The organism is Streptomyces litchfieldiae (assembly GCF_031845365.1).
Lineage (GTDB): Bacteria > Actinomycetota > Actinomycetes > Streptomycetales > Streptomycetaceae > Streptomyces > Streptomyces litchfieldiae.
In genome coordinates, this window is the sequence record NZ_JAVREL010000034.1 from 1 (window position 1) to 20094 (window position 20094).

The 20094-nt window shown below is 70.1% G+C and carries 20 protein-coding genes; 6 read left to right on the forward strand and 14 right to left on the reverse strand.

What is annotated here, in order from left to right:
- Positions 1–73: 73 nt before the first annotated feature.
- The 3 genes from RM590_RS33845 to RM590_RS33855 all read right to left on the reverse strand — a co-directional run bounded on the left by RM590_RS33845 (position 74) and on the right by RM590_RS33855 (position 2555).
- The gene (locus RM590_RS33845) at positions 74–1117 is read right to left on the reverse strand and encodes a hypothetical protein (protein ID WP_311708636.1); all 1044 of its coding nucleotides are present in this window, start codon (positions 1115–1117) and stop codon (positions 74–76) included.
- 23 nt (positions 1118–1140) lie between these two features.
- Positions 1141–1794: a plasmid partition protein gene (locus RM590_RS33850; protein WP_311708637.1), complete on the reverse strand. Its 654-nt coding sequence runs from the start codon at positions 1792–1794 to the stop codon at positions 1141–1143.
- Between the two features lie 575 nt (positions 1795–2369).
- Positions 2370–2555 carry a hypothetical protein gene (locus RM590_RS33855; protein WP_311708638.1) on the reverse strand — a complete coding sequence of 62 codons (186 nt, stop codon included), beginning with the start codon at positions 2553–2555 and terminating at the stop codon, positions 2370–2372.
- Positions 2556–2621: 66 nt separating this feature from the next.
- On the opposite strand from RM590_RS33855, the gene RM590_RS33860 reads away from it, so the two are divergent.
- Entirely contained in the window at positions 2622–2882 is a 261-nt protein-coding gene (locus RM590_RS33860) for a hypothetical protein (protein WP_311708640.1), read from the forward strand.
- A gap of 286 nt (positions 2883–3168) precedes the next feature.
- Here the strand turns inward: RM590_RS33860 and RM590_RS33865 are convergent, their stop codons facing one another.
- The 3 genes from RM590_RS33865 to RM590_RS33875 are packed head-to-tail and all read right to left on the reverse strand — an operon-like array spanning position 3169 to position 8063.
- Positions 3169–4905, reverse strand: a complete 1737-nt coding sequence (locus RM590_RS33865; RefSeq protein ID WP_311708641.1) for an ABC transporter ATP-binding protein — start codon at positions 4903–4905, stop codon at positions 3169–3171.
- Positions 4906–4908: 3 nt separating this feature from the next.
- Positions 4909–6720, reverse strand: coding sequence for an ABC transporter ATP-binding protein (locus RM590_RS33870; RefSeq protein ID WP_311708642.1), 1812 nt, complete (start codon positions 6718–6720; stop codon positions 4909–4911).
- Positions 6721–6761: 41 nt separating this feature from the next.
- Positions 6762–8063 carry an MFS transporter gene (locus tag RM590_RS33875; RefSeq protein WP_311708643.1) on the reverse strand — a complete coding sequence of 434 codons (1302 nt, stop codon included), beginning with the start codon at positions 8061–8063 and terminating at the stop codon, positions 6762–6764.
- A gap of 131 nt (positions 8064–8194) precedes the next feature.
- Between RM590_RS33875 and RM590_RS36130 the strand changes: the two genes are divergently transcribed.
- On the forward strand, positions 8195–8857 hold the full coding sequence (locus tag RM590_RS36130) for a MerR family transcriptional regulator (RefSeq protein WP_394814032.1): 663 nt from the start codon (positions 8195–8197) through the stop codon (positions 8855–8857).
- Here the strand turns inward: RM590_RS36130 and RM590_RS33885 are convergent.
- On the reverse strand, positions 8742–9173 hold the full coding sequence (locus RM590_RS33885; RefSeq protein ID WP_311708645.1) for a MerR family transcriptional regulator: 432 nt from the start codon (positions 9171–9173) through the stop codon (positions 8742–8744). The two genes, RM590_RS36130 and RM590_RS33885, sit on opposite strands and share 116 nt — an antisense overlap.
- A 162-nt stretch (positions 9174–9335) precedes the next feature.
- Here RM590_RS33885 and RM590_RS33890 point away from each other — a divergent pair, with 162 nt between their 5' ends.
- Positions 9336–10889 (forward strand): MFS transporter, encoded by a 1554-nt coding sequence (locus tag RM590_RS33890; RefSeq protein WP_311708646.1) that lies wholly within the window; start codon positions 9336–9338, stop codon positions 10887–10889.
- A 127-nt stretch (positions 10890–11016) separates the two neighbouring features.
- Here RM590_RS33890 and RM590_RS33895 read toward each other — a convergent pair whose 3' ends face one another.
- Complete coding sequence (locus RM590_RS33895; RefSeq protein ID WP_311708647.1) at positions 11017–12537, reverse strand: hypothetical protein; 1521 nt, start codon at positions 12535–12537, stop codon at positions 11017–11019.
- Between the two features lie 646 nt (positions 12538–13183).
- On the opposite strand from RM590_RS33895, the gene RM590_RS33900 reads away from it, so the two are divergent.
- The 3 genes from RM590_RS33900 to RM590_RS33910 all read left to right on the forward strand — a co-directional run bounded on the left by RM590_RS33900 (position 13184) and on the right by RM590_RS33910 (position 15517).
- The gene (locus RM590_RS33900) at positions 13184–14185 is read left to right on the forward strand and encodes a DUF6192 family protein (RefSeq protein ID WP_311708648.1); all 1002 of its coding nucleotides are present in this window, start codon (positions 13184–13186) and stop codon (positions 14183–14185) included.
- Positions 14186–14187: 2 nt separating this feature from the next.
- Positions 14188–14607, forward strand: a complete 420-nt coding sequence (locus tag RM590_RS33905) for a RacP protein (protein ID WP_311708649.1) — start codon at positions 14188–14190, stop codon at positions 14605–14607.
- Positions 14608–14674: 67 nt separating this feature from the next.
- Entirely contained in the window at positions 14675–15517 is an 843-nt protein-coding gene (locus RM590_RS33910; RefSeq protein WP_311708650.1) for an IS5 family transposase, read from the forward strand.
- 55 nt (positions 15518–15572) lie between these two features.
- On the opposite strand, the gene RM590_RS33915 is transcribed toward RM590_RS33910, so the two are convergent.
- From RM590_RS33915 to RM590_RS33940, 6 genes are all read right to left on the reverse strand, one after another.
- On the reverse strand, positions 15573–16463 hold the full coding sequence (locus RM590_RS33915; protein ID WP_311708651.1) for an aminoglycoside phosphotransferase family protein: 891 nt from the start codon (positions 16461–16463) through the stop codon (positions 15573–15575).
- A gap of 118 nt (positions 16464–16581) precedes the next feature.
- A complete protein-coding gene (locus tag RM590_RS33920) occupies positions 16582–17487 on the reverse strand; it encodes a hypothetical protein (protein ID WP_311708652.1) in 906 nt (301 codons plus the stop codon).
- Positions 17484–17837, reverse strand: a complete 354-nt coding sequence (locus RM590_RS33925) for a helix-turn-helix domain-containing protein (protein ID WP_311708653.1) — start codon at positions 17835–17837, stop codon at positions 17484–17486. The genes RM590_RS33920 and RM590_RS33925 overlap by 4 nt, the downstream gene beginning before the upstream one ends.
- Positions 17838–17866: 29 nt before the next feature.
- A complete protein-coding gene (locus RM590_RS33930) occupies positions 17867–18961 on the reverse strand; it encodes a tyrosine-type recombinase/integrase (protein ID WP_394814031.1) in 1095 nt (364 codons plus the stop codon).
- Between the two features lie 66 nt (positions 18962–19027).
- Entirely contained in the window at positions 19028–19585 is a 558-nt protein-coding gene (locus RM590_RS33935) for a 2'-5' RNA ligase family protein (RefSeq protein WP_311708655.1), read from the reverse strand.
- Between the two features lie 253 nt (positions 19586–19838).
- On the reverse strand, positions 19839–20090 hold the full coding sequence (locus tag RM590_RS33940) for a hypothetical protein (RefSeq protein ID WP_311708656.1): 252 nt from the start codon (positions 20088–20090) through the stop codon (positions 19839–19841).
- Between the last annotated feature and the right edge of the window lie 4 nt (positions 20091–20094).

A 20094-nucleotide genomic window follows, 5' to 3' on the forward strand; every position in this document is an offset into this window, starting at 1 on the left:
CCACCCAAACCCACCCGGCCAACAGGTCTACACCACCAAGACGCGAGGCAGGGGGCTTCTGTCGCCCCTTGCCTCAATTCCCATTTGATGCGGCGCCATCTTCGCTGGATTCTGCATCCGGAATTCTCGCCGATGAATCCGGAGTTGACGCAGGATTCTGTTTCTTCTGGCTCAATTTCTTTTCCTGGCGGCGGATTCGCTGATCTGCGCTCCTGATCTCGGCTTTCAGGTCCTCCCAGATCCTTTCCGTCCGCTCCTGGTCTTCCTCTCGGGCCTGTTGGACAGCTGAGGGACGCAGTGCCCGCATCACGCGCCGCATGTCGTCCAGCGCGGCTTCCAGGTCATGAAGGGCGGTACGTGCTGGACGCGCCGCCGGGGCTGCCTCCAGCTCCTTCGGTGACGCCGAGTCCGCAGGGGCGGTGATAGGCGCCGGGGCGAGCTCCTCGGCGGCCTGGACGATAGCCTGCGCGGTCTCCTGGAGCTGGTCAGGCTCGGCCTTACGGCCCGCCTGCGCGATGAGCAGCCTTACAAGTGCGTGGACGTGCTTGCCCACCAGCCGGACGCCCTGACTCTCGGCGCGGCTCTGCATGAGCTGGTAGTAGTCCAGCGCCACGTTGATTCCGTACGCCTTGGCCGCAGGTAGCAGGTGTGTGACGTGGTTTTGCACGGCGGGCTTGCCCAGCGTTTGGGAGAGCGCCTGTGCCAGTGGCCATTCTTCGATGAAGCGGTGAGCGTGGGATTCGCTGATGCCTCGGCGTACTTCGAGGAATTCGACCCATGTGCCAAATTCCTCGCGGTAATAGCGCGAGTCACGGATTGCCTGGAGTGCTTTCCCGTACATCCAGGTCGCTTGTGAGTAATGGTCCAGTGCCCGCTCGCATGCGGCGTAATCCGCGCGCTCCTCAGGGCTGAGCGCGCTGTTGTCCGTCTCCGCGCGCGGCGTGGCCGGCGGGTCCGGAATGACGTCCGGGGTGAGGGGCTGCGGACGGCCGGTCTCGGTGGGCGGAGCGAACGGGTCGACGGCAGGAGCTGGCGCCTGAGCAGGGACCGGGGCCGGCTCCTCGGCGGTCGTGGTGGCGGTGCTGCTCCCCTGCATGCGTTCCCGGGCGGCTGCCATGCCTCCGCGTCGGCGTGGCGGTGTCACTTCAGCAGTCCCCTGTTCTCCAGCTCGCGGATGAGGTCGCCGAACTCGGTGGAGCTGGCGTCGGTGATGGGCTGGCCAATGCTCTGCTTGAAGTCCTCCACGGTCCGGATGGTCGTGTCGAGTACCTTCCAGCCCTCCGACTCCAGCCAGTCGCGGGCGTCCACGGTGGACTTGGCCTCGCGCTTCACCCCGGCCTCCATGCGAGGCGGCACCACGCGGTTGAGCAGAGCCCAGGCCGGCGGCGCAGTCCCGTCGGGGCGAAGGGCTGCGGAGCGGGCGACCATGTCGGCGATCGGTACGCCAACAGGCGGGTCAACAACGCGCTGGATGTCGGCGGTGCTTGGCGTGAGATGGAGGATCACCAGATCGGCGACGCGCAGCACGCTGTCGGTGATGTCGGGGTGGTTCTCGGTGTGGCCACAGTCGACCACGCTGATCCAGCCTTCGGGTGGGTGGACTTCGCGGTGAAACCGGGCGCTGGCGGCGAGTTCGACTGGCATGGGGAACTCGCCGGGGCCGGTTGCCCAGGTGTGGAGCTGGCGGGAGTGGTCGGAGTCGTAGCCGCGGGGCTTGTACTTCTTGGTCCCGTCGGGTGCTTCGGCTTCGTAGAGGGCGTGGAGCGTCCACCCTGTGTCGGTGGTCTTGCCCATGGACCTCGGGGCGATGTTGGCGATCAGCATGGCTAGGACACTACCTATCCGGAGGTCGGGAATTGGGACCTCCCAAATTTGGGAGGTCGGCGATTGCGGTGGTCAGCGGGGTGCGGGCCGTTCTCAGTGGACGATCTGGACGACGCTAATTGTCAGCACGCCGGCTGACACCCAGTAGACGGTGAGGGTGTCGGCGAGGGGGACCTGGCGGCGGTCGCGGCTGCCGCGTGGGTCGGAGGGTGTGGAGCCGAGGCCGTAGGGGTCGCGGGCGAGGGCTGCGATGCCGTCGTCGTAGCGCTTGCGCTGTCCGCTCGCCGTTCACGTAGGCGGTCATCGTAGTTCTGGTCTCGCTCATCAGCGCCTCCTTGGTGGGGGTTGTGCGGCCACGGTAGTGCTCGGCTGGCTGCCAGGGGCCTGCAACGCAGAAAAGCCCCTCTACGGCGCTACAACGCGCCGTAGAGGGGCGGGGAAGTGCCGGCGGTGAACTCGGTCTACCGGGTGGCGATGGCCAGAGGTAGCGATTGCGCTCCGGCCCCGGGACCGCTCCGCCGGCACGGAGGCCGGTGGCTCGGGTCTCAGAGGCGAAGGCCGCCAGGGGCGTAGATGTTTCCTGCCTGGATGACCGTGCCGGTGATCGTGGCGGTCGGGCTGATCGTGTTGCTGACGATGGATGGCCGGTCGCTCTGGCTGGCGGCCGGCGGCGTCTCGCCGTGTTCTCGGGCAGTGGTGGCGCTGTGGGCGGTGTCGTTGTGTTCGGTCACGGATGGGTTTCCTTACGGGTGCCGGGGCGGTCAGCGGTTCGGGGGCGGTGCCAGAGGACCCACTGGATGGCGATGCCAATGGTCGTGCCGACGGTGGCGAAGAAGATGTCGCGCATGCGGGGCCTACGCGGTCTCCGGCCGGGTGCTGGCCCTGCCGGTGAGGGGGATGGTCAGGATGTGCCGCCAGGTGATCTGCTGTCGCCCGTCGTGGCTCTGGGCAACCAGGGAGATGCGGTCAACCGGTATCGCTACCTGCCCGTGGTCTGGGACGTCGGACAGCCGGGCCTTGAGATCGGTGCGGTCGGCGAGCGCGGCGTCAGGGCCTGACGGTAGCGTCGGATATTGGAACTCTCCGAGTTCTCACCCAAGGCCCCGCGGACGAGTCGGGCTGGGATTCGGCCGAGCTGTGGCGGATCAACCAGCTGCAGCGGCATACCGCCCAGCTACGCCTCGCCAAGCCCTAATCCGGAAGGCCGACGGCGGGCTGCGCAGCCGCCACGACGCGGCCTCCGCCGGCATTTCGCCAGGACCTCCTCGGTCCGGAGACCTACGGCTTGCTGGTCACCACCAGGGCTGGTCTCCGGACCGCTGGCGCAGTGGGCCTCCGACGCCCTTAACCGTCAGCTCCTTCCGTGGCTTCCGCGTGCCGCGTCCACAGGGCAGCGAGCCGTCCGTCGGCGGCCAGGAGTTCGGGAAGCGTGCCGGACTCGGCGACGCGGCCGTGGTCGAGGACGACGAAGTGGTCGGCCTTGGCGAGGGTTTCTATCCGGTGGGCGATGACGACGATGGTGCTGGAGCGGTCGGCGGCCAAGGCGTGCAGGGCGTGGGTGACAAGGCGTTCGTTCTCCGGGTCAAGGGAGGCGGCGGCCTCGTCGAGGAGGACGATCGGGGCGTTCTTCAGCAGGGCGCGGGCCAGGGAGACGCGCTGGCGTTCGCCGCCGGACAAGCGGGCACCGCCCTCGCCGACCTGGGTATGCCAGCCGTCGGGGAGGCGGTAGATGACTTCGTCGAGGCGGGCCGCAGCCGCGGCTGCGTGCACCTCATCGGGGGTGGCGTCGGGACGGGCGAGGCGGACGTTGTTCTCGATCGTGTCGTCCAGGAGGTAGACGTCCTGGAACACGATGGCCAGGTGGTCCGTCAGTTCGTCGGTGGGGAGGTTGCGGATGTCGGCGCCGCCGATGCGGATGGCTCCCGTGGTCACGTCGTGGAAACGGGCGATCAGGCGGGTGACGGTCGTCTTGCCGGAGCCGGAGGGGCCGAGGAGGGCGGCGGTGGTGCCGGCCGGGCAGTGGAACGAGACGTCGCGCAGCGCGGGCGGCGCGCCGTCGTGGTACGCGAAGGTGACGTTGTCGAGGTGGATGTCGTGCCCGGCCGGGTGGACGCCGGGGCGCCGGGGGGCGGGCAGGGGTGGGGCGGTGAGGATGTCGGTGACGCGGGTCAGGGCGATCCGGGTGGACTGGACGCCGCCGTAGGCGTCGTTAAGGACGCTGAGGGGTTCGATGAACAGCACCACCAACAGCAGCAGAGTGGTGCCTTCGGCGATGGTGATCTCGCCGTGACGCATGAGCCAGGTGGCGGTGGCGGTGGCGGCGGCCAGGGGCGCGAGGAGTACCGCGACGTAGGCCAGGCGGGGGGCGATGGAGGCGCGCAGCGCGGCATGGTAGGCGTGGTGCTGCTGGTCGAGGGCCTGGCGCATGCGGACACCGCCGTCGCGGGCGTGCCCGGCGGCGCGGAGCACCGGCTGGGCTTGGGCGAGTTCGATGGTGCGACCGGTCAGTTCCGCTTCGGTGGTGTCGAGGACGTGGTCGGTGCGGCGGGCGACGCGGCCGTACCAGCGCATGACGCCCCAGGCGAGCGGCGCCACGGCGAGCAGCAGGACGCCGATGCGCCAGTCCAGGATCAGGGTGGTGACCAGCAGGGTCAGGGGGGTGGTGAGGGCGGTGACGATGCGGGGGGCGAGTTGGCCGACGAAGCCGCCGGCCTTGGCTGCCGAGTGGCTGATCTCGCGGGCGACGCGGGCCTTGTGGTCAGGGGTGAACCAGCCCAGGGGCAGCGTGGTCAGGTGGTGGCCGATGCGGAGCTGGAGGGCGCGGGTGAGGGAGAAGGACGCGGCGAACGACACCGGCGTGGCCAGCACGGTCAGCGTCCAGTGGGCGGCGATCAGCACTACTCCGCCCAGTGCCCAGGGGGTGAGGTCAGCCAGGCGCGGTTCCGGGGCGAGGAGTTCATGAAGGACGGGCACGAGGAGGGCGAAGAGCAGGCCCTCGGTGAGGCCGAGAGCGGCGAACAGCGCCAGGACGCGGTAGAGCGCTGCCCGGTCGGGCCACAGGGCGAGCAGGTGGCGAATCATGCGTCAGACCTCCCGGTCGGCAGGCGCGGTGGGCGGAGCGGCGTGGTCGGGCTGGCCGGGCCGGAGTGGGGAGGCTGGCCGGGTGCGGGCGGCCCACATGCGGGCGTAGCCGCCTTGGGCGCGCAGGAGTTCGTGGTGGGTGCCGGCTTCGGTGATCCGCCCGTGGTCGAGGACGGCGATGCGGTCGGCGCCGGTGATCGTGTGGAGGCGGTGGGCGATGACCAGCACGGTGCGCCCCTCGGTCAGGGTGGCCAGGGCGTGCTGAACGGCCGCCTCGTTCTCGGGGTCCAGTGCGGAGGTGGCCTCGTCGAGGATGACGACGGGCGCGTCCTGCAGCAGAGCGCGGGCGATGGTGAGGCGTTGCCGCTCGCCGCCGGACAGGCCGGCCAGCCCGGGCCCGTCGAGGACGGTGTCGTAGCCGTGTGGCAGTCGTTCGATGACGTCGTGGATGCGGGCGGCCCGAGCGGCGGCGCGAACTTCGGCGTCGGTGGCGTCGGGGCGGGCGATACGGATGTTGTCGGTGACGGTGTCGCGCAGGAGCACCACGTCCTGGAGGACGAGGGCGACCTGGCGCAGCAGGACGGCGGTCGGTAGGTCGCGAACGTCGGCGCCGCCGACGCGCACGGCCCCGGAGGTGACGTCGAAGAACCGGGGCACCAGGCGGGCGAGGGTGGACTTGCCCGAGCCAGAGGGCCCGACCAGGGCGGTGACCGTGCCGGGCGGGCAGGTGAGGCTGACGTCCGCGACGGCGTTGGTGGTGCCGTCGTACGAGAACGTGACGTGATCGAACTCCAGACCGCCGCCGGCCGGCGTGGCAGCCTGCCCCGGGGCGGGCTCGGGCAGTGGCGGGGTGCGCAGGACCTCCTCGATGTGCCGGGCGGCGGTGCCGGCCCGGCGCAGCTGCTGACCGCCCTGGACGATGGGGATGAACGGTTTGGGCAGGGCGATCCCGACCAGCAGGAAGGGCAGCAGGTCGGCGGGCGCAAGATGGCCGGCGGTGGTCAGCGGCGCGCCGACGGCCAGGCACAGCAGGAGCACGGTGGGGCCGGCCATGAGCACCCGGGTGGCGGCGGAGCTGCGGGCGGCCTCTGCGGCCCACTGGCGCAGCGCGGTCTCGTGCGCGTCGACGGCGTCTTCGAAGCGGCGCCCTGCGGCGTTGTTCGTGCCGAAGATCTTCAGGACCTGGATGCCGTCGACGTGTTCGATGGCGGCTGCGTTGATCCGCCGTACGGCGGCGGCGACTTGGGCGAGCCGGGTGGCGGAGGTGCGCATGGAGCGGCGGAAGGTGAACAGGAACAGGGGGATGGTCGCGACGCATATCAGCGCCATGCGCCAGTCGACCGTCAGCAGGTAGCAGAAGCCGGTGACGGTCACGGCGACGCCGCCCGCGATGTCGCCGAGGGCGTGCGCGACCAGCTGGTGCACCTCCTCGACGTCGTCGTGCAGGGTTTTCTTCAGCCGGGCCGAGCCGTGTACCGCCAGCCAGCCGAGCGGGAGCGACCCGATGTGGTCGATCAGCCGGCGGCGGATGTGCCGCTGGACGATCGCGTCGGCGTAGTGGCCCAGGTGGGACGCGGCACCGGTGAGCACCAGGCGCGCCATGCCACCCGCGACGCCGGTGGCGACCCAGAACCAGGTGCTGCCGGTGCCGATGCGGCCTGCCAGGCCGAGCCGGGCCAGCTCGGTGACGGCGACGTAGGGCAGCAGCCCCACCGCGGCGGCCAGCGCCGAGGCGACGGCCGAGCAGACCAGGGCCGTGCGGGCCGGGCGCAGCAGCACCGCCACACTCGGTGGGGAAGCGGTCGCGGTGGACACGGTGGAACCTCCAGGTCGGCGTGTCGGGAAGGCTGAGCGGGTCAAGGGGCGGGGATGGGTGCGGAAGGATGCGGGCCGGGCGGGGCTGCGGCACGTGCGTCGCCGCCGGCGGCGGCCACGGCGGACGGGTAGCGCAGGCGCATCCAGGCGTGGCAGGCGACCGTCCCAGCGAGCGTGGCCAGGGCTCCGCCCAGCACCAGCGGCACGTAGCCGGCGCGGGCCGCCAGCGCCAGTCCACCGGAGTTGGCCGCCAGCCTCACCAGGGACGTGCTCGCCAGCTGCAACGTGACGTCGGTGGCGGCGGCCTCGGGCCGAGCCAGATCCATCACCACCGTGACCAGGGCGGCCATCGCGCATGCCGTGGCCGCCGACACCGCGACCGCGGAGAAAGCGACCAGCAGGTCGTGACCGCCGCCCGCGGCCAGCGGCAGCAGAGCGGCGACGGCGACGGCCTTCGCCGTCCCGAAGACCAGAAGCGCCCGGGCGCGGCCAGCGCGCCGGGCCCATATCCCGCCCGCCACGCCCGCCGCCACCGACACCAGCGCCGCGAGGGTGTTCTGCACGAAGGCGATGCGCTCCAGCGACCACCCGTCCCGCAGCAGCATCGGCGTCACCAGGGCCTGCACCATGTATCCGCCGCTGACGTACGCGGGCGTCACCAGCACCACCCACCACAGGCGCCCGCCGCCCCGCAGGAACCCCAGCAGCGTCCGCCGCCCGGGCCGTTCCGCCGTCGGCACCGCAGCCCGGGCCGGTTCGCGCAGCCGGACCAGCACGCCCAGCGGCAGCAGGAAGACGGCACCGACCACGGCCACCGCCTCCGTCCAGCCCAGGTGGGAGTAGACGAACAGCGCCCCGCCCGAGCCGATCACCGCGCTCGCCGACGCCGACGCCAGCTGCACCCCGCCCGCCACCGGCCGTTGCCCAGCCGACAGCAGAGTCACCGCCAGGCCGTTGATCGCCGTCTCCTGCGTGCCCGACACCAGCAGCAGCACGGCCATCAGTCCCACCACCAGCGGCAGCTGCCCCACCGGGTCCAGCACCGCCACCGACGCGAGCACCAGCAATGAGGCCACTTGCGTGCCCAGCAGCCACCCGCGGTAATGCCCCAGGCGACGCCAGCCATACCGGTCCACCACCGGCGCCCACAGGAACTTCAGCGCCCACACCACGCCGACCGCGTTGGTCACCGCCAGGGTGTCCAGCGCGACGCCCTCCGACCGCAGGATGGTCACGTAGGTGACGAAGAAGAAGGCGTAGCCGACGTCCTGCACCAGGTAGAGGCAACCAAGGACGACCACATGACCCCACCCGGCTTGCTCACCGGTCTGTGCACCCCGCATGAAACAGGCCCTTCCGGTCACCGATAGGCATGACCCGATCAGCTAGTTGAAAACGATCTCCAAGAAGCCTGTCGGTTGAAGTCGACTTCATGTCAAATGAGGACATGAAGAGACCGGCCGAGATCCACGAGATGACGATCGGCGAGGTGTCCGCGCTGTTCGGACTGGCGCCCTCCACCCTGCGGTGGTGGGAGCGGCAGGGCCTGATCAGCCCGCGCCGAACGGAGGGATCACGCCGGGTGTACGGGCGGGACGAACTGCGCAGGATCGCGTTCGTCTACATATGCCGGACCATGGCGATGATGCCGCTCGATGCCATCGCGGATGTCCTTGCCGACGGCGCGGCGAGCGGCCACTGGCAGGACACCGTACGCGCCCGCGTCAGCGCCCTCGACCAGCAGATCGAGCGGATCACCGCCGCCCGCGGCTACCTGACCCACATGCTCCGCTGCACCCACCAGGACCCGACCCGCTGCCCCCACCTGGACCGGGAGATCCACCGCCACACCCCCTGGCGCACCGGACGAGACGAAAGCCCGCCACCCGGCCGGCCGCGTAACGAAACCGCTCAAGGAGTCTGCCCTGCCTGCGGCCACCCCGTCCCCCGCTCCGCCACCGGACGGCCCCGGACCTACTGCTCCAACGCCTGCCGGCAGCGCGCGCACCGCCGTCGGCGGCTCAGTCCTCCTCAGGCACCGCAGGCGCCGTCCGAGGGAGATGCTCGTCGATCTCGGCGTGAAGCTTCGGGCAGTCCCGGGCGGGGTTGTCGCGGGGGCACTCCAGCATGTGGCTGAGGTAGGCGCGCGCGGCGGTGAGGCGCCTCAGCTGGGCGTCGATCTCCTCAATCCGCGTCCCGACCGTCTCCTGCCAGCCGGCCCGGCCGCGCCGCCCCTCAAGGACGGCTCCGATCTCCTCCAGGCTCATCATCCCCGTCCGTTGCCACAGCGTCACCAGCGCGATACGGCGCATCTCCTCCGGCCCGTAGAAGCGACGTCCCGCCACCCGGCGGGCCGGCCGGAGCAGACCGACCCGTTCCCAGTAATGGAGCGTGGAGACCGGCAGGCCGAAGTGGCGGGCGACCGATCCGATGGGCAGCAACCGCGAGTCCATGGCCTTCATTCGACCAGGTCCCGGGCGGCCCGCACGCGAGGGGACAGCGCCCCAGCGGCGGAAACCACCGGTTTTGACCTCAACCCGGGTTGAGGTGGCACGGTGAAGAACAAGCCGCGGCCGGCCCGATGTCCGCCCAACGGATGACCCCAAGGAGCATCTGTGCCCGCCTCCCGTTCCACCCCCGTCGGCCTGGTCACGGCCGTCTTCCTCGGCACGTTCATGGCCCTGCTGGACCTCAGCGTGGTCAACGTCGCCCTCCCCGCCGTGCAAAGCGACCTGGACGCCCGCCTCGCCGACGTCCAGTGGATCGTCGACGGCTACGCGCTCGGCCTGTCCGCGTTCATGCTCACCGGCGGCGCCCTCGGCGACCGATTCGGCCGCAAGAAGACGTTCCTCACCGGCCTGACGATCTTCACTCTCGCCTCCCTCGCCTGCGCCCTGGCACCCACCCCCGGCGCGCTGATCGCCGCCCGCCTCGCCCAGGGCATCGGCGCCTCGGCCATCACGCCCGGCGCGCTGTCCCTGCTCGCCCAGGGCTTCCCCGACCCCGCCCGGCGCGCCCGGATCATCGGCCTGTGGGGCGCGGTCACCGCGCTGGCCGTCGTCCTCGGCCCGCTCCTCGGCGGCGCCCTGACCGACACGTTCGGCTGGCCCGCCATCTTCCTGATCAACCTGCCCCTGGGCGCACTCGCCCTGATCGTCGGCCTGCGCGGCATCGAGGAGTCCGCCGACCCCGACCACGCCGCGACCGACCCCCTCGGCCAGCTCCTCGCCGTCCTGTGGCTGGCGGCGCTGACCTACGCCGTGATCGACGCCGGCCACCATGGCTGGACCCAGCCCCGCGTACTCACCTTCTTCGGCATCGCCGCCGTGGCCTTCCTCCTCTTTCTTCTCGCGGAACGCCGCTCCGACCGCGCCCTCCTCCCGCTCACCCTCTTCCGGGACCGGAGCTTCGCGCTCGTCAACACCGCCTCGCTCATCCTCGGCTTCGGCGCCTACGGCACCTTCTACCTGCTGTCCCTCTACCTCCAGCAGGTCCAGGACACCTCCGCGGTCATGACGGGCGTGAAATTCCTCCCCTACTCCATCGCCATCGCCCTGGCCTCCACCCAGGCAGGGCGCCTGACCGCAACGTTCGGCCCTCGCCGCTCCATGCTCGCCGGATACGGCCTCATTACCCTCGGTCTCCTGGCCCTGCTCACCCTCACCCCAGGTACCCCATACGCCTGGATCGCCATCGTCTTCACAATCCTGGGCACCGGCATGGGCCTGGCCATCACCCCCACCAACGCCGCTGCCCTGGCGGCCGTGCCCCGACAGCGCTCCGGCGCCGCCGCCGCGACCGTCAACGCCACCCGCCAGACCGGCACCGCCCTCGGCATCGCCCTGCTCGGCTCCCTCCTCACCACCCGCGCCACCACCGCTCTCGCACACGACCTGCCCACCGGCTCCGTCACGGCACACGCAGAACACCAGACCGCCAGGGCCCTGATCGACAGCCAGGGCCGACCCTGGGACGGACTTCCCCTCGAACCGGGCACTGCCCACGACCTGTTCGCCCACGCCTTCACCGACGGACTACGCCTGGCCGTCCTCATCGCCGGCACCATCACCCTCGCCGCCACCGCCGCCGTCGCCTTCCTGAACCCCACGAACGCGTCCCAGCCCGCGGCGAACTCCTCTCCCACCTCCCAGCCAGCCCCACGCAGCTAGGGCCCGACCTGCGGCACCGAGCGCCGGCTGCCGAATCGCGAGATTCGGCGAACTCGCCCCGAACGGGTCGATCTCGCGATCATCGTGTCCCTCTCGCGGTCCAGCGCATGCCCCGGGGCAGGGGCATCTACACCTGGGAGGTGGTCGAGGGGGTCTCCTCCACCGACGCCTCCTGAGCGTCACCCACCGTGCGAGAGTTCCGCGTGGCGACATCGGCGGCGTACGCCATCCAGTCGCCGCCGCTGGCCTGCTGCCACTGAACGGCCACCGAGCGGTGGAGCCCCAGGACCTTGGCCAGGATCGCGGCCGGGATCTGCGAGGCCAGGGTGAACAGGGCGGTGTTCCGGCTCTGGCGGGGCTTGACGCCGACAGCGCGCAGGCGCCGGATCATCTGGCTCTCGTGGAGGGGCTGTCCGGCCTGCCGCCCCGGGAACAGCCACGTGCTGTGTGAGGACAGCAGCGTGTCGGCCCGGCGGGTGGCCACCAGTTCCTCCACCAGGGCGTCCACCGGCTCGGGCAGGGTGATCGGTCGGCTGCCGAGGTGGAGCCGGATGGGGCCGTCGTCCCGGCTGACGTGGTCGGTGGTGAGCTGGCAGATGGAGCTGACCTTCTGGGCGTACAGCAGGATCAGCAGGCCGGCGACCCGGTCGGCGATCGCCAGAGTGTCGTCGTGCAGGAGCCGACGCGCGTCGGCCCATCGCCGGTCCTGGTCGTGCGGCCCGGCAGGGCCCGTCCAGCGGAGGGCCGGGGCGCTCAGCCCGTGAGCGTAGCGGTGGGCGACGGCCCAGCGGATGAAGCCCGAGGCTTCCTCCACGTAACTCGGCTTGGTCGCCGCCCACGCCTCGACCTGTGGCTGTGTGCAGGTGGCCAGGGTCTGGCCTCGGGCTTCCAGCCAGCGCAGGAACGCATCCGCGGCCGTGACGTGCAGGCGCAGGTTGATCGCCTGCTGATCGGTGACGAACGTGCCCTTCAACCGCGTCCGGAGACGCCGCAGGAGATGCCACACAGCGTAGCCGTGGAGAGCCTGCCGGTGGTCGCCCTTGTCATACTGATCGATGATCCCGTGCACGCGCTGTTCGAGGCGGACGAGCCGTTCGTCGCGGGGCTCCAGGGCGCCGGCGTGCACGAGCATGGAGCGGAAGTGGTCGAGCGTCTTGGAGCGCGGCATCGCGTCCAGGGCGTTGTGGGTGATCACGGGATGTTCGCGGACGACGGCCCGGATCGTCTCCTGCACATTCGCCTTGCGCAGCCAGGTGATCGCGTAGTTGGGGTGGTCGACGCGGATCAGCTTCTCGCGCAGCCGGTCGAGCTCCGGCGCGGTGGTGCCGTCGGCGGCGGTGAAGACCTCTCGCAGCCTGCGGTCGAGACAGCAGCGAGTACACGGTGCGGTCGTCAGTTGCCAGGTGATCTCGCAGATCCGGCAGCGTTTCCAGAACGTCGGGTCGGGGTTGACGCACCGCGCGCACAACGGCTTGTCCGGCGTCCCTCCCCTGACCACGGCTCCGGTGCCGCAGCCGGAGCAGACGACCCAGTGGCCTTTGCACCGGTCGCACACATGCTTGTTGATCGCGCGGGAGAGGTTGCCCCGGCCCTTCCGGCCGCAGATGGCGCAGGTGCGCTCGGGGCGTGCCCGGCAGGTCTGGCACACTGGCCCTCCCTCGGTGCGACCGGCCACCCGGCGGCGGTTCCCGCACCGGGAGCAGACCTCCCGGTTCCGTGGGTCGCTGACCCAGCAGGACTGGCACAGGACCATCCCGTGCTCAGTGCCTGTGTCTGAACCCCGGTTCTGAGTAGCCTTGGGTTCTACGCTGGCTTGGTGTCCGAGGTCGCCGGGCGGGCTGGAGAGAGGGACTGTCGGGGCTGTGGCGAACGGCTGAGGCCGGATGCCCGGTTGGGTGCGGTGTTCTGCTCGTCGGCGTGTCGTGCCAGGCAGTGGCGGGTGGAACAGCGGTTGCGGAAGCGTCTGGCGGCCGTCCGGGAGGGCGTCGGCGAGGCTGAGTGTCCGGAGTGTGGGGCTCGGTGGCTGGCCGGCGTCGACCGCCGCTCGGATGCCTTGTACTGCTCGCCGCGGTGCAAGGTGAGGGCCTGGAGGCGGCGGAACGAATCGTTCGGCGAACGGTCACGGTAACCGCATCGCGAACGCCTCTCCGCTCAGCTTTTGCCCAGTTTCGTTCAGTTGCGGGCTTTCGTTGCGATCTTCCGATTGTCGGTCTGACTCTCGAAGTAACGGCGGGCCCTGCTCTGTTGCGGACTGAAGTGCCGTGCCCTGGCCCGTACTTGGATGGTGAGACACCATGCCGGAGGACATCGAGAAGGTCGGAAACGTCAGCCAGTCCCGCTATGAGCAGATCGTGGCCGAGCTGCGGGATGTGGTCGAACAGCAGTCACGGGGGCAGTTCACGATCGGGGACCGTGCCCTGGAGATCCAGCCGATGCGGTCACGCGGCGGTGTGGTCGCGGTGAACGCGGAGTGGACGGTGCGACTGACGCTGTTGCGCCTGGCCGAGGACATCGGGCTGTCGTTCAGCACGGTCCACAGTGCCCGTTGGGTGTCCTCGCGCTGGCCGAAGGAGCACCGACAGGCCGGCGTTTCCCACACGGTCCACCGCATCCTGGCCAGCATCGAGGACGAGGAGGAGCGGTTCGCCGCGATCAAGCAGCCGCCCGAGGGCAAGGCCCGGTGGACGGCGGACGATGCCAGCCGGCGCGTCGGCCAGCAGGTCGACAACCCGGTCTCCCCCGAGGAGAAGATCACCGCGATCCACGCGCTTGCGCGGGACGAGGAGGTCGCCGCGCAGGTCACCACGGATCTGCTGCGACGTCCCCAGGTGGCGGCCAAAGTCACGGCGGAGGAGAAGGTCCGGGCCGTGGAGGAGTTCACCCGGGACGAGTCCGTCGCGGCGACCGCGGCCAGGGGCCTGCTGCGGCGTCCGGACGTCGCGTTCAAGGTCATGAGTGACGACACCGCCCGTTTCCAGGTCAACCATGCCCAGGCCGAGCGTCACCGGCAGGCCCGCGAGGACTTCGAGGACTCCAGCCCTGTCGCCCCGGCCGTGCGTCGGATCGACCGGTCGGTGGAGTTCCTGGACCTGGTCACTGCCTGCCACGCCTTCGTCGCCGCCGCCGGCAGGGTCGTCCCCGGTCTGCGTGACCGGCAGCTCGGCGAGGACGAGCGCACCATCGTGCACGAGAACGTGGCGCGGGTGAAGGCCACACTCGACTGGATCGAGCAGGCGGTCGACACCGGCCGGGTCGACATGGACGACGAGCTGGCCCGCATGCTGCGAGGCGAATAGCCATGCCCCGCGCCTCACGGCGCCGGGGCGAAGCCGCCCTGCGGCACGCCGACACCCTGCGGTTCGTGCTGTTCGAGGCCCGCCCGGCGGGGCTGTTGTTCCCTCAGCTGGTCCGGGCCAGCGAGCTGTCGCCCAGCCAGGTGCGGGCAGGCCTTGCCGCCTTGCGCGACGTCATCGCCGAGAACGGCTGGCCGCCGCTGATCTGGACCAGAGCGGACGGCTATCAGCTCGGCGCCGACCGGGCGGCGCTGGAGGCATACGAACGGGCCGTGCTGACCGAGAAACTCACCGCGTTCCGCCGGTTCATCACCGGCACCATCGCCCCGCACGCCGCCGCACACCCCGGCGACAAGTGGATCAAACACATCGTCGCCCAACTCAACTCCATCGAATCCACCCTCGACCTCATCACCACCTCCTGACCGCCACCCGGGGCCCCGACCTGGGGCGGGCCCTCGGGGCGGCACCGCTTGCCGGAAGGCACCTACGATGCGCCGCCGCCGCTACCCCTCGGACACCACCAACACCGAGTGGGCCCTGATCGAACCCCTCCTCCCACCACCGGCCTGCGAGAGCCCGACCGGCGGCCGGCCGGAGAAGCACCCACGGCGCGAGATCGTCGACGCCATCCGCTACGTGGTCGACTCAGGCTGCAAGTGGCGTGCTTTGCCACGAGACTTCCCACCATGGCGGACCGTTTACGGATTCATGGCGAGGTGGGCCGCCGCGGGAGTGGTCGGGCAGATACGCGACCAGCTCCGCCGCCGCATCCGCCTCGGCATGGGCAGGGCCCCGCAGGCGGTGGCCACCGTCATCGACTCCCAGAGCGTCCGGGCCGCCGAGACCGTCAGCCGGGCCACCCGCGGCTACGACCCCGCGAAGAAGGTGAACGGGAGGAAGAGACACCTGGTCGTGGACACCAAGGGCCTGCCGCTGCTGGTCATGGTCACCCCGGCCGACATGACCGACCGCGACGCGGCCAAGGAAGTCCTCTTCCGGCTGCGGCTGATGCACCCCGAGATCACCATCGTCTGGGCCGACTCCGCCTACGCCGGCACCCTCGTCACCTGGGCCAAGACCTTCCTCGACCTGACCATCAAGACCGTCTCCCGCCCCAAAGACGCAACCGGCTTCGTCGTCCTGCCCCGCCGCTGGGTCGTCGAACGCAGCTTGGCCTGGATCATGCACGCCCGCCGCCACGCACGCGACTACGAACGCCTCCCCCAGCACGCTGAATCGCTCATCACCTGGGCCGCGATCACGCTGATGACCAGGCGGCTCACCCGCCGCGGCCAGCACTCGCAGCCGACGCCCGGGCAGACCTCAGCCTGACGACACCGAGCGCTCTACTTGAACAAGTGACAGTTGGGCGATGTGCCCGAAAGCATCAGGCCTCGGCCAGAACCTGCGAGAGTGCATGGGAGACCTGCCGAACCATCCCTGGATTGGTATCCCAGTAATAGTTAAGACCGGTGATCGCTTGGTAAAGGGTCCAGCCCCGGCCGCGCAGATAAGCGCCTGTGTCCACTCCGAGTTCGGACAGGAACGCTTCGCGGCTCCGGCCGGCGAAGATGTTCCATGCTGGCTGCAAGTCACATGCAGGGTCACCAACGTTCAGCCCGCCCCAGTCGATGACCGCAGACAGGCGGCCCCGATCGACCAGCAGATTACCCGGGAGAAGGTCTCCGTGCACCCACACGTCCCGGTCCCATGGGGGTGCTGTAAGTGACTCTTCCCAGGCGCGGATGACGGCGGCACCATCCACCCGATCACCGAGTTCCGCAACCGCGCGCCGGACCTGTTCATCGTTCTCTGTCAACTTCCCGCCCCGCGCGCCCCGGGCTCGCGGCGGCGCGTCGGTCGTGTCGATGCGCCGCATCGCGGTGATGAAGCCGACAAGGTCGACGACGGCTTGCTCCAGGTCACTGATGGTGCCGTTGGCGTTGTCGCCGGGCAGCCACTCCCAGATGGACCATGTGAAGGGGTATGCCCCGGCTGGCTGCCCCATCGTCACGTGCACGGGGAGGAGCAGCGGAAGGTGCGGCGCCAACCGGGGCAGCCAGGTCACCTCACGCTCGGCTTGCCCGGACGCCCACCCGATCCGTGGCATCCGGATGCAGAGCCGTTCGCCCAGCCTGTAGATGTCATGATCCGTGCCGTAGGAGGGAACCAGCTTGATCGGCAGGTCGGCCCATTGAGGGAACTGCTGACTCAGCAAACCACGCACGAGTCCGGTGCTCGTCTCAACTTCGTCGGCGTGCATCTTGATTCGGTTCACTCTCCTCATGTTCCCAGCCTTCACCGAGCTCAGGTGCTCTGGGGCCGAACCGGTGGATGCGTAGTTACCTGGGGCGTTCGACCGGTAGAGAGCCCCGACGCTGGGCAGCCACCGACGACTACCAGTGGGCGGCCCGGCACACGTCGTGCCACTGGGCTGAGATTAGAAACAGGCACTCATCGCGGTGGTTCTTGGGCTTGGTCTTCCCGCACCGATCGCACGGCACGGCGCGTGACATTTGCACGCAAGAGGCGCATAGCCGCTGCCCGTCCACCGGCTCCTTCAGCGGGCACTGATTGCCGCATCTGGGGCACGGAGGCATTATCACGGCGCGGGCGCCAGCTAGAGCGAGTGCGTCGATGAAGCGCAGGACTCCCGGGACAGGCGCGGAGGCACCCTGGCCGGTCAGAAGGTCAGGACGGTCCACGACGGCCCACGCGACCTGGCGGCGACGGGCATACGAGCGCGCGGTCTGCTCAAGAGCTGCCAGGACTTGGGCCCGGTTGAGGGCGGGCTCCAGTCCGGCCAGCACCGCCACGAGGGCCTCGGTGGGGTCGCTGTCCCGGGACTGGCATCGCTCACAATGCGGCCGTCCATGGCGGTCGCGGGTCCGTACGGCGCGGACGTCACCGCACGAGGCGCACGTCTCGGGTTTCTTCAGGCACGGCCCGCAGCCCCAGTCCCGGGCGCGCCTGTGCAGATACGTCACCAGCTCGCTCCCGCACACCCGGCACTTCGGGTGCGCCAGTTGCTCAGCCCCGGCCCGCTTCAGCATCATCAACAAGGTGCCGACCCGGATCGCGCACGGCGACAGCCCGGTCCGCAACACCTGGGGGCTGGCCATGAGTTCCAGGGCGATACGGCGCTGCCGGGCGCGACCGTGCACCACCTGGGCGGTGACCTCGCGCACCTTCTCGCGGCTCAGGGACGTCTCGACCTCGCAGAGCAGGTCCACCAGGACCTCCAGCGGCTCGTGGTCGACCGTCTCCTCGCGTGACGGGCCGGCGGGGGAGCCTCCACTCATTGATCACCTCCCGTGACACGGGCCCGCTTCGGGCGAAGGCCGCCGAGCCCCGGCTCCGGCGCTTCCCCACCCGCGGCGGCTGCCTTCCTCTTCGGCCGGCTTGCCGTTCCGGCTGCGGCGACCGGCTCGATCAGTTCCTCCATCCGGCAGTCCAAGATGTCGAGCAGCGCCATGAAGACCTTCATGCTCAGACGCTCCGGCCGCTCGGTCACCAGCCGGTAGACCTGGCTGGAGGACAGCGTGATGCCGCGCTCGGCGAGCAGCGGGATCAGGTCGCTGGTGTTGAACATGCCGCGCTCGGCCATGACCTTGCGCAGGTGCCACCGATAGTCGAGCTTCGCTGCGGGCATCCGAGGTGTCCTTCCTCAAGCAGCGGTCTTTAGGCGAAGGCCGGTGCCAGGGCCCGCTGCAGGGCCGAGTTCATGAAGTCGTCGCTGACGTGGGTGTAGATGGCCATCGAGCTGCTATTTTCGTGGCCGACCTGCTGCTGGATGAACATCCGGTCCACCCCGTCCTCGGTCAGATGCGTGACGTACGAGTGGCGCAGCGAATGGACGACCAACTCCTTGTGGAGCCCCAGGGCGTCTCGGTAGGTCCCGAACCGGTCGTTGATCGAACTGGGCTGGAGCCGCCCACCGCGTTCGGTGACCCACAGCGCCGGGTGGTCGGGGAACCCGAAACGCGGCCGGACGTTCTCGGCATAGTCCTCGACCGCCTCCACCGCCCAGTCCATGACCGTCAGCACGTTCCGCCGACGCGGCGGCTGGCCCTTCTTCGCCTTGCCGTAGCGCACGTTCAACGTGCCGTACCGGCCGAACTGCGGCGCCCTGGGATTGCGCCCGAAATCCACCAGGTCCAGCCGCGAACTCTCCGTCCGCCGCAGCCCCCAGCCGTAGATCACCTTGAACAGCGTGGCGTCCCGGTACGCCGCCAGCGCTCCCTTGCGACCCGTCCGAATCGCGCGTACGACCTGCTCGTCGGCGTAATCGAAGAAGAGCTGCAACTCCTCGCGCGTGAACGGGCGGGCCTCCGGATCGCCCTCGTAGTCCTGGAGGTGCGGCAGAGTGTTCCACTCGTGGGCAATCGCCACCGGATACGTGCCGAACGACTCCTCACACGCCGTCGTCCAGCCGTAGCGATGATCGATGAGGAACTCGGTGAACAGCCGCAACGTGCCCTGGTAATTGCGCACGGTGGACGGGGCGAGGTGGTCTTCGCCGGTCAGCGTTGCCGACCACTCGTCCATGTGTGCCGACGTCCACCCCCACGGGTACTCGTTGGTGAACGTCAGGAACCGGCGGACGCGTTGCTCTCGGCCCTCGATGGTCCTCGCCTTCAGATTGCGGGCGAGTTGCTGGTTCCGCCAGCCGCGCAGCATGGCGTCGACCATGGCGTCCTCGGGCCGCAGATGTACGACTCCGGAGATCAGCTCCAAGTGGGCTGCGCCGGCCAGGTCCACGGTCCGCTTCACCACGAAGACTCCTTCCCCTCTGACGGGCATATCTTGCATCAGATGGGAATAGGCCTCAAGAGTGGCAGGTCAGGCGGCCAGAGTGTAGGCTCCTCGCAGTCCGAAGCCGCTGTCCCACGACCTGGCGACCAGGGCGTTCGCGCCCGTCTGATGCAACTCCCGATGGTCGGCGTAGGCAATCGTGAGGTGGGGGTAGTAGACGGCGGGCAGCACCGGATAGCGGCCGCCGATCACCTCACGTGTCGCTTCGGTGGTCAGCTCCCACAGGCGGCGAGCTGGCGCGCCGGGCCGGGCCGGGAGTTCGACCGCGACGGTGCCGACTGCGGGCCGGTCCACGGTCAGGGTGAACGGGGCGACGGTCGCGCAGGCGGCACGGACCCGGCTGGTGATCGCGGTGATCTCCGGCCCGGTGACCTCACCCACCGGGCCGGAGTGCAGCACGGTGATGTGGGCCCACTCCGGGGCAACCGGCTCCAGCCCGGGGTGGTGGGTGACCTCCCGGTAGGGGCCCATCAGCTTGTCCCGGACCAGCCCGGAGTCGGGCGGCAGGATGTGCCAGTGGTAGTCCTCCCGGCCGGCCGGCCACGGCCACGCCCGCCCGGTGACTCTCGCGAAGAAGTCGTCCATCACGCCTCCAGCCCTTCTCGTTCTGGGCAATCACACCGGTCGGAGGGGCGCCGAGGAATCACATCTGCGTGGCCAACCCCGTACACAGGCCCGTACGCACGGTCTCAACACGAAAGGGCCCCTCCCCAACGCACGAAGCGTGGGGAGGGGCCCGGTGTGTCGGGTCAGATGCGGACGGGGAGAACCGGGCGGTTGATGTGGCGATGGTCGCCGGCGACCGCGTGGCCCTCGCCAGCGAGGATGCGCGACTTCGTCAGCGACCGTGACCGAGCGGTGTCGGCCGCCCGAGCATGTGCAGGCGGCGGTGGGAGTCGCGGGCGTCCTCGGCGAGCACGCGGAGTCCGGGCTCCTCGGTCCAAGTGCAACCGGAGCAGGTGACGCGGTAGCGGGCCCGGCCGGTGCACCCGGATGTCGGGTCGGCCGGCTTTCCGCTCGGGCGCATCTTGTGCGTGCAGGCGGTGCCGTCGGCGTGGACGGGGGTGATGGTGAGCTTCAGTCGTGCCATCGGT

Coding starts and splice junctions, on each gene's coding strand:
- RM590_RS33845 (WP_311708636.1), bottom strand. CDS start 1,117: ATGGCAGCCGCCCGGGAACGCATGCAGGGGAGCAGCACCGCCACCACG.
- RM590_RS33865 (WP_311708641.1), bottom strand. CDS start 4,905: ATGATTCGCCACCTGCTCGCCCTGTGGCCCGACCGGGCAGCGCTCTAC.
- RM590_RS33885 (WP_311708645.1), bottom strand. CDS start 9,173: ATGGACTCGCGGTTGCTGCCCATCGGATCGGTCGCCCGCCACTTCGGC.
- RM590_RS33940 (WP_311708656.1), bottom strand. CDS start 20,090: ATGGCACGACTGAAGCTCACCATCACCCCCGTCCACGCCGACGGCACC.
- RM590_RS33925 (WP_311708653.1), bottom strand. CDS start 17,837: ATGCCCGCAGCGAAGCTCGACTATCGGTGGCACCTGCGCAAGGTCATG.
- RM590_RS33910 (WP_311708650.1), top strand. CDS start 14,675: ATGCGCCGCCGCCGCTACCCCTCGGACACCACCAACACCGAGTGGGCC.
- RM590_RS33905 (WP_311708649.1), top strand. CDS start 14,188: ATGCCCCGCGCCTCACGGCGCCGGGGCGAAGCCGCCCTGCGGCACGCC.
- RM590_RS33935 (WP_311708655.1), bottom strand. CDS start 19,585: ATGGACGACTTCTTCGCGAGAGTCACCGGGCGGGCGTGGCCGTGGCCG.
- RM590_RS33900 (WP_311708648.1), top strand. CDS start 13,184: ATGCCGGAGGACATCGAGAAGGTCGGAAACGTCAGCCAGTCCCGCTAT.
- RM590_RS33875 (WP_311708643.1), bottom strand. CDS start 8,063: ATGCGGGGTGCACAGACCGGTGAGCAAGCCGGGTGGGGTCATGTGGTC.
- RM590_RS33850 (WP_311708637.1), bottom strand. CDS start 1,794: ATGGGCAAGACCACCGACACAGGGTGGACGCTCCACGCCCTCTACGAA.
- RM590_RS33920 (WP_311708652.1), bottom strand. CDS start 17,487: ATGAGTGGAGGCTCCCCCGCCGGCCCGTCACGCGAGGAGACGGTCGAC.
- RM590_RS33860 (WP_311708640.1), top strand. CDS start 2,622: ATGGCGATGCCAATGGTCGTGCCGACGGTGGCGAAGAAGATGTCGCGC.
- RM590_RS36130 (WP_394814032.1), top strand. CDS start 8,195: ATGACGATCGGCGAGGTGTCCGCGCTGTTCGGACTGGCGCCCTCCACC.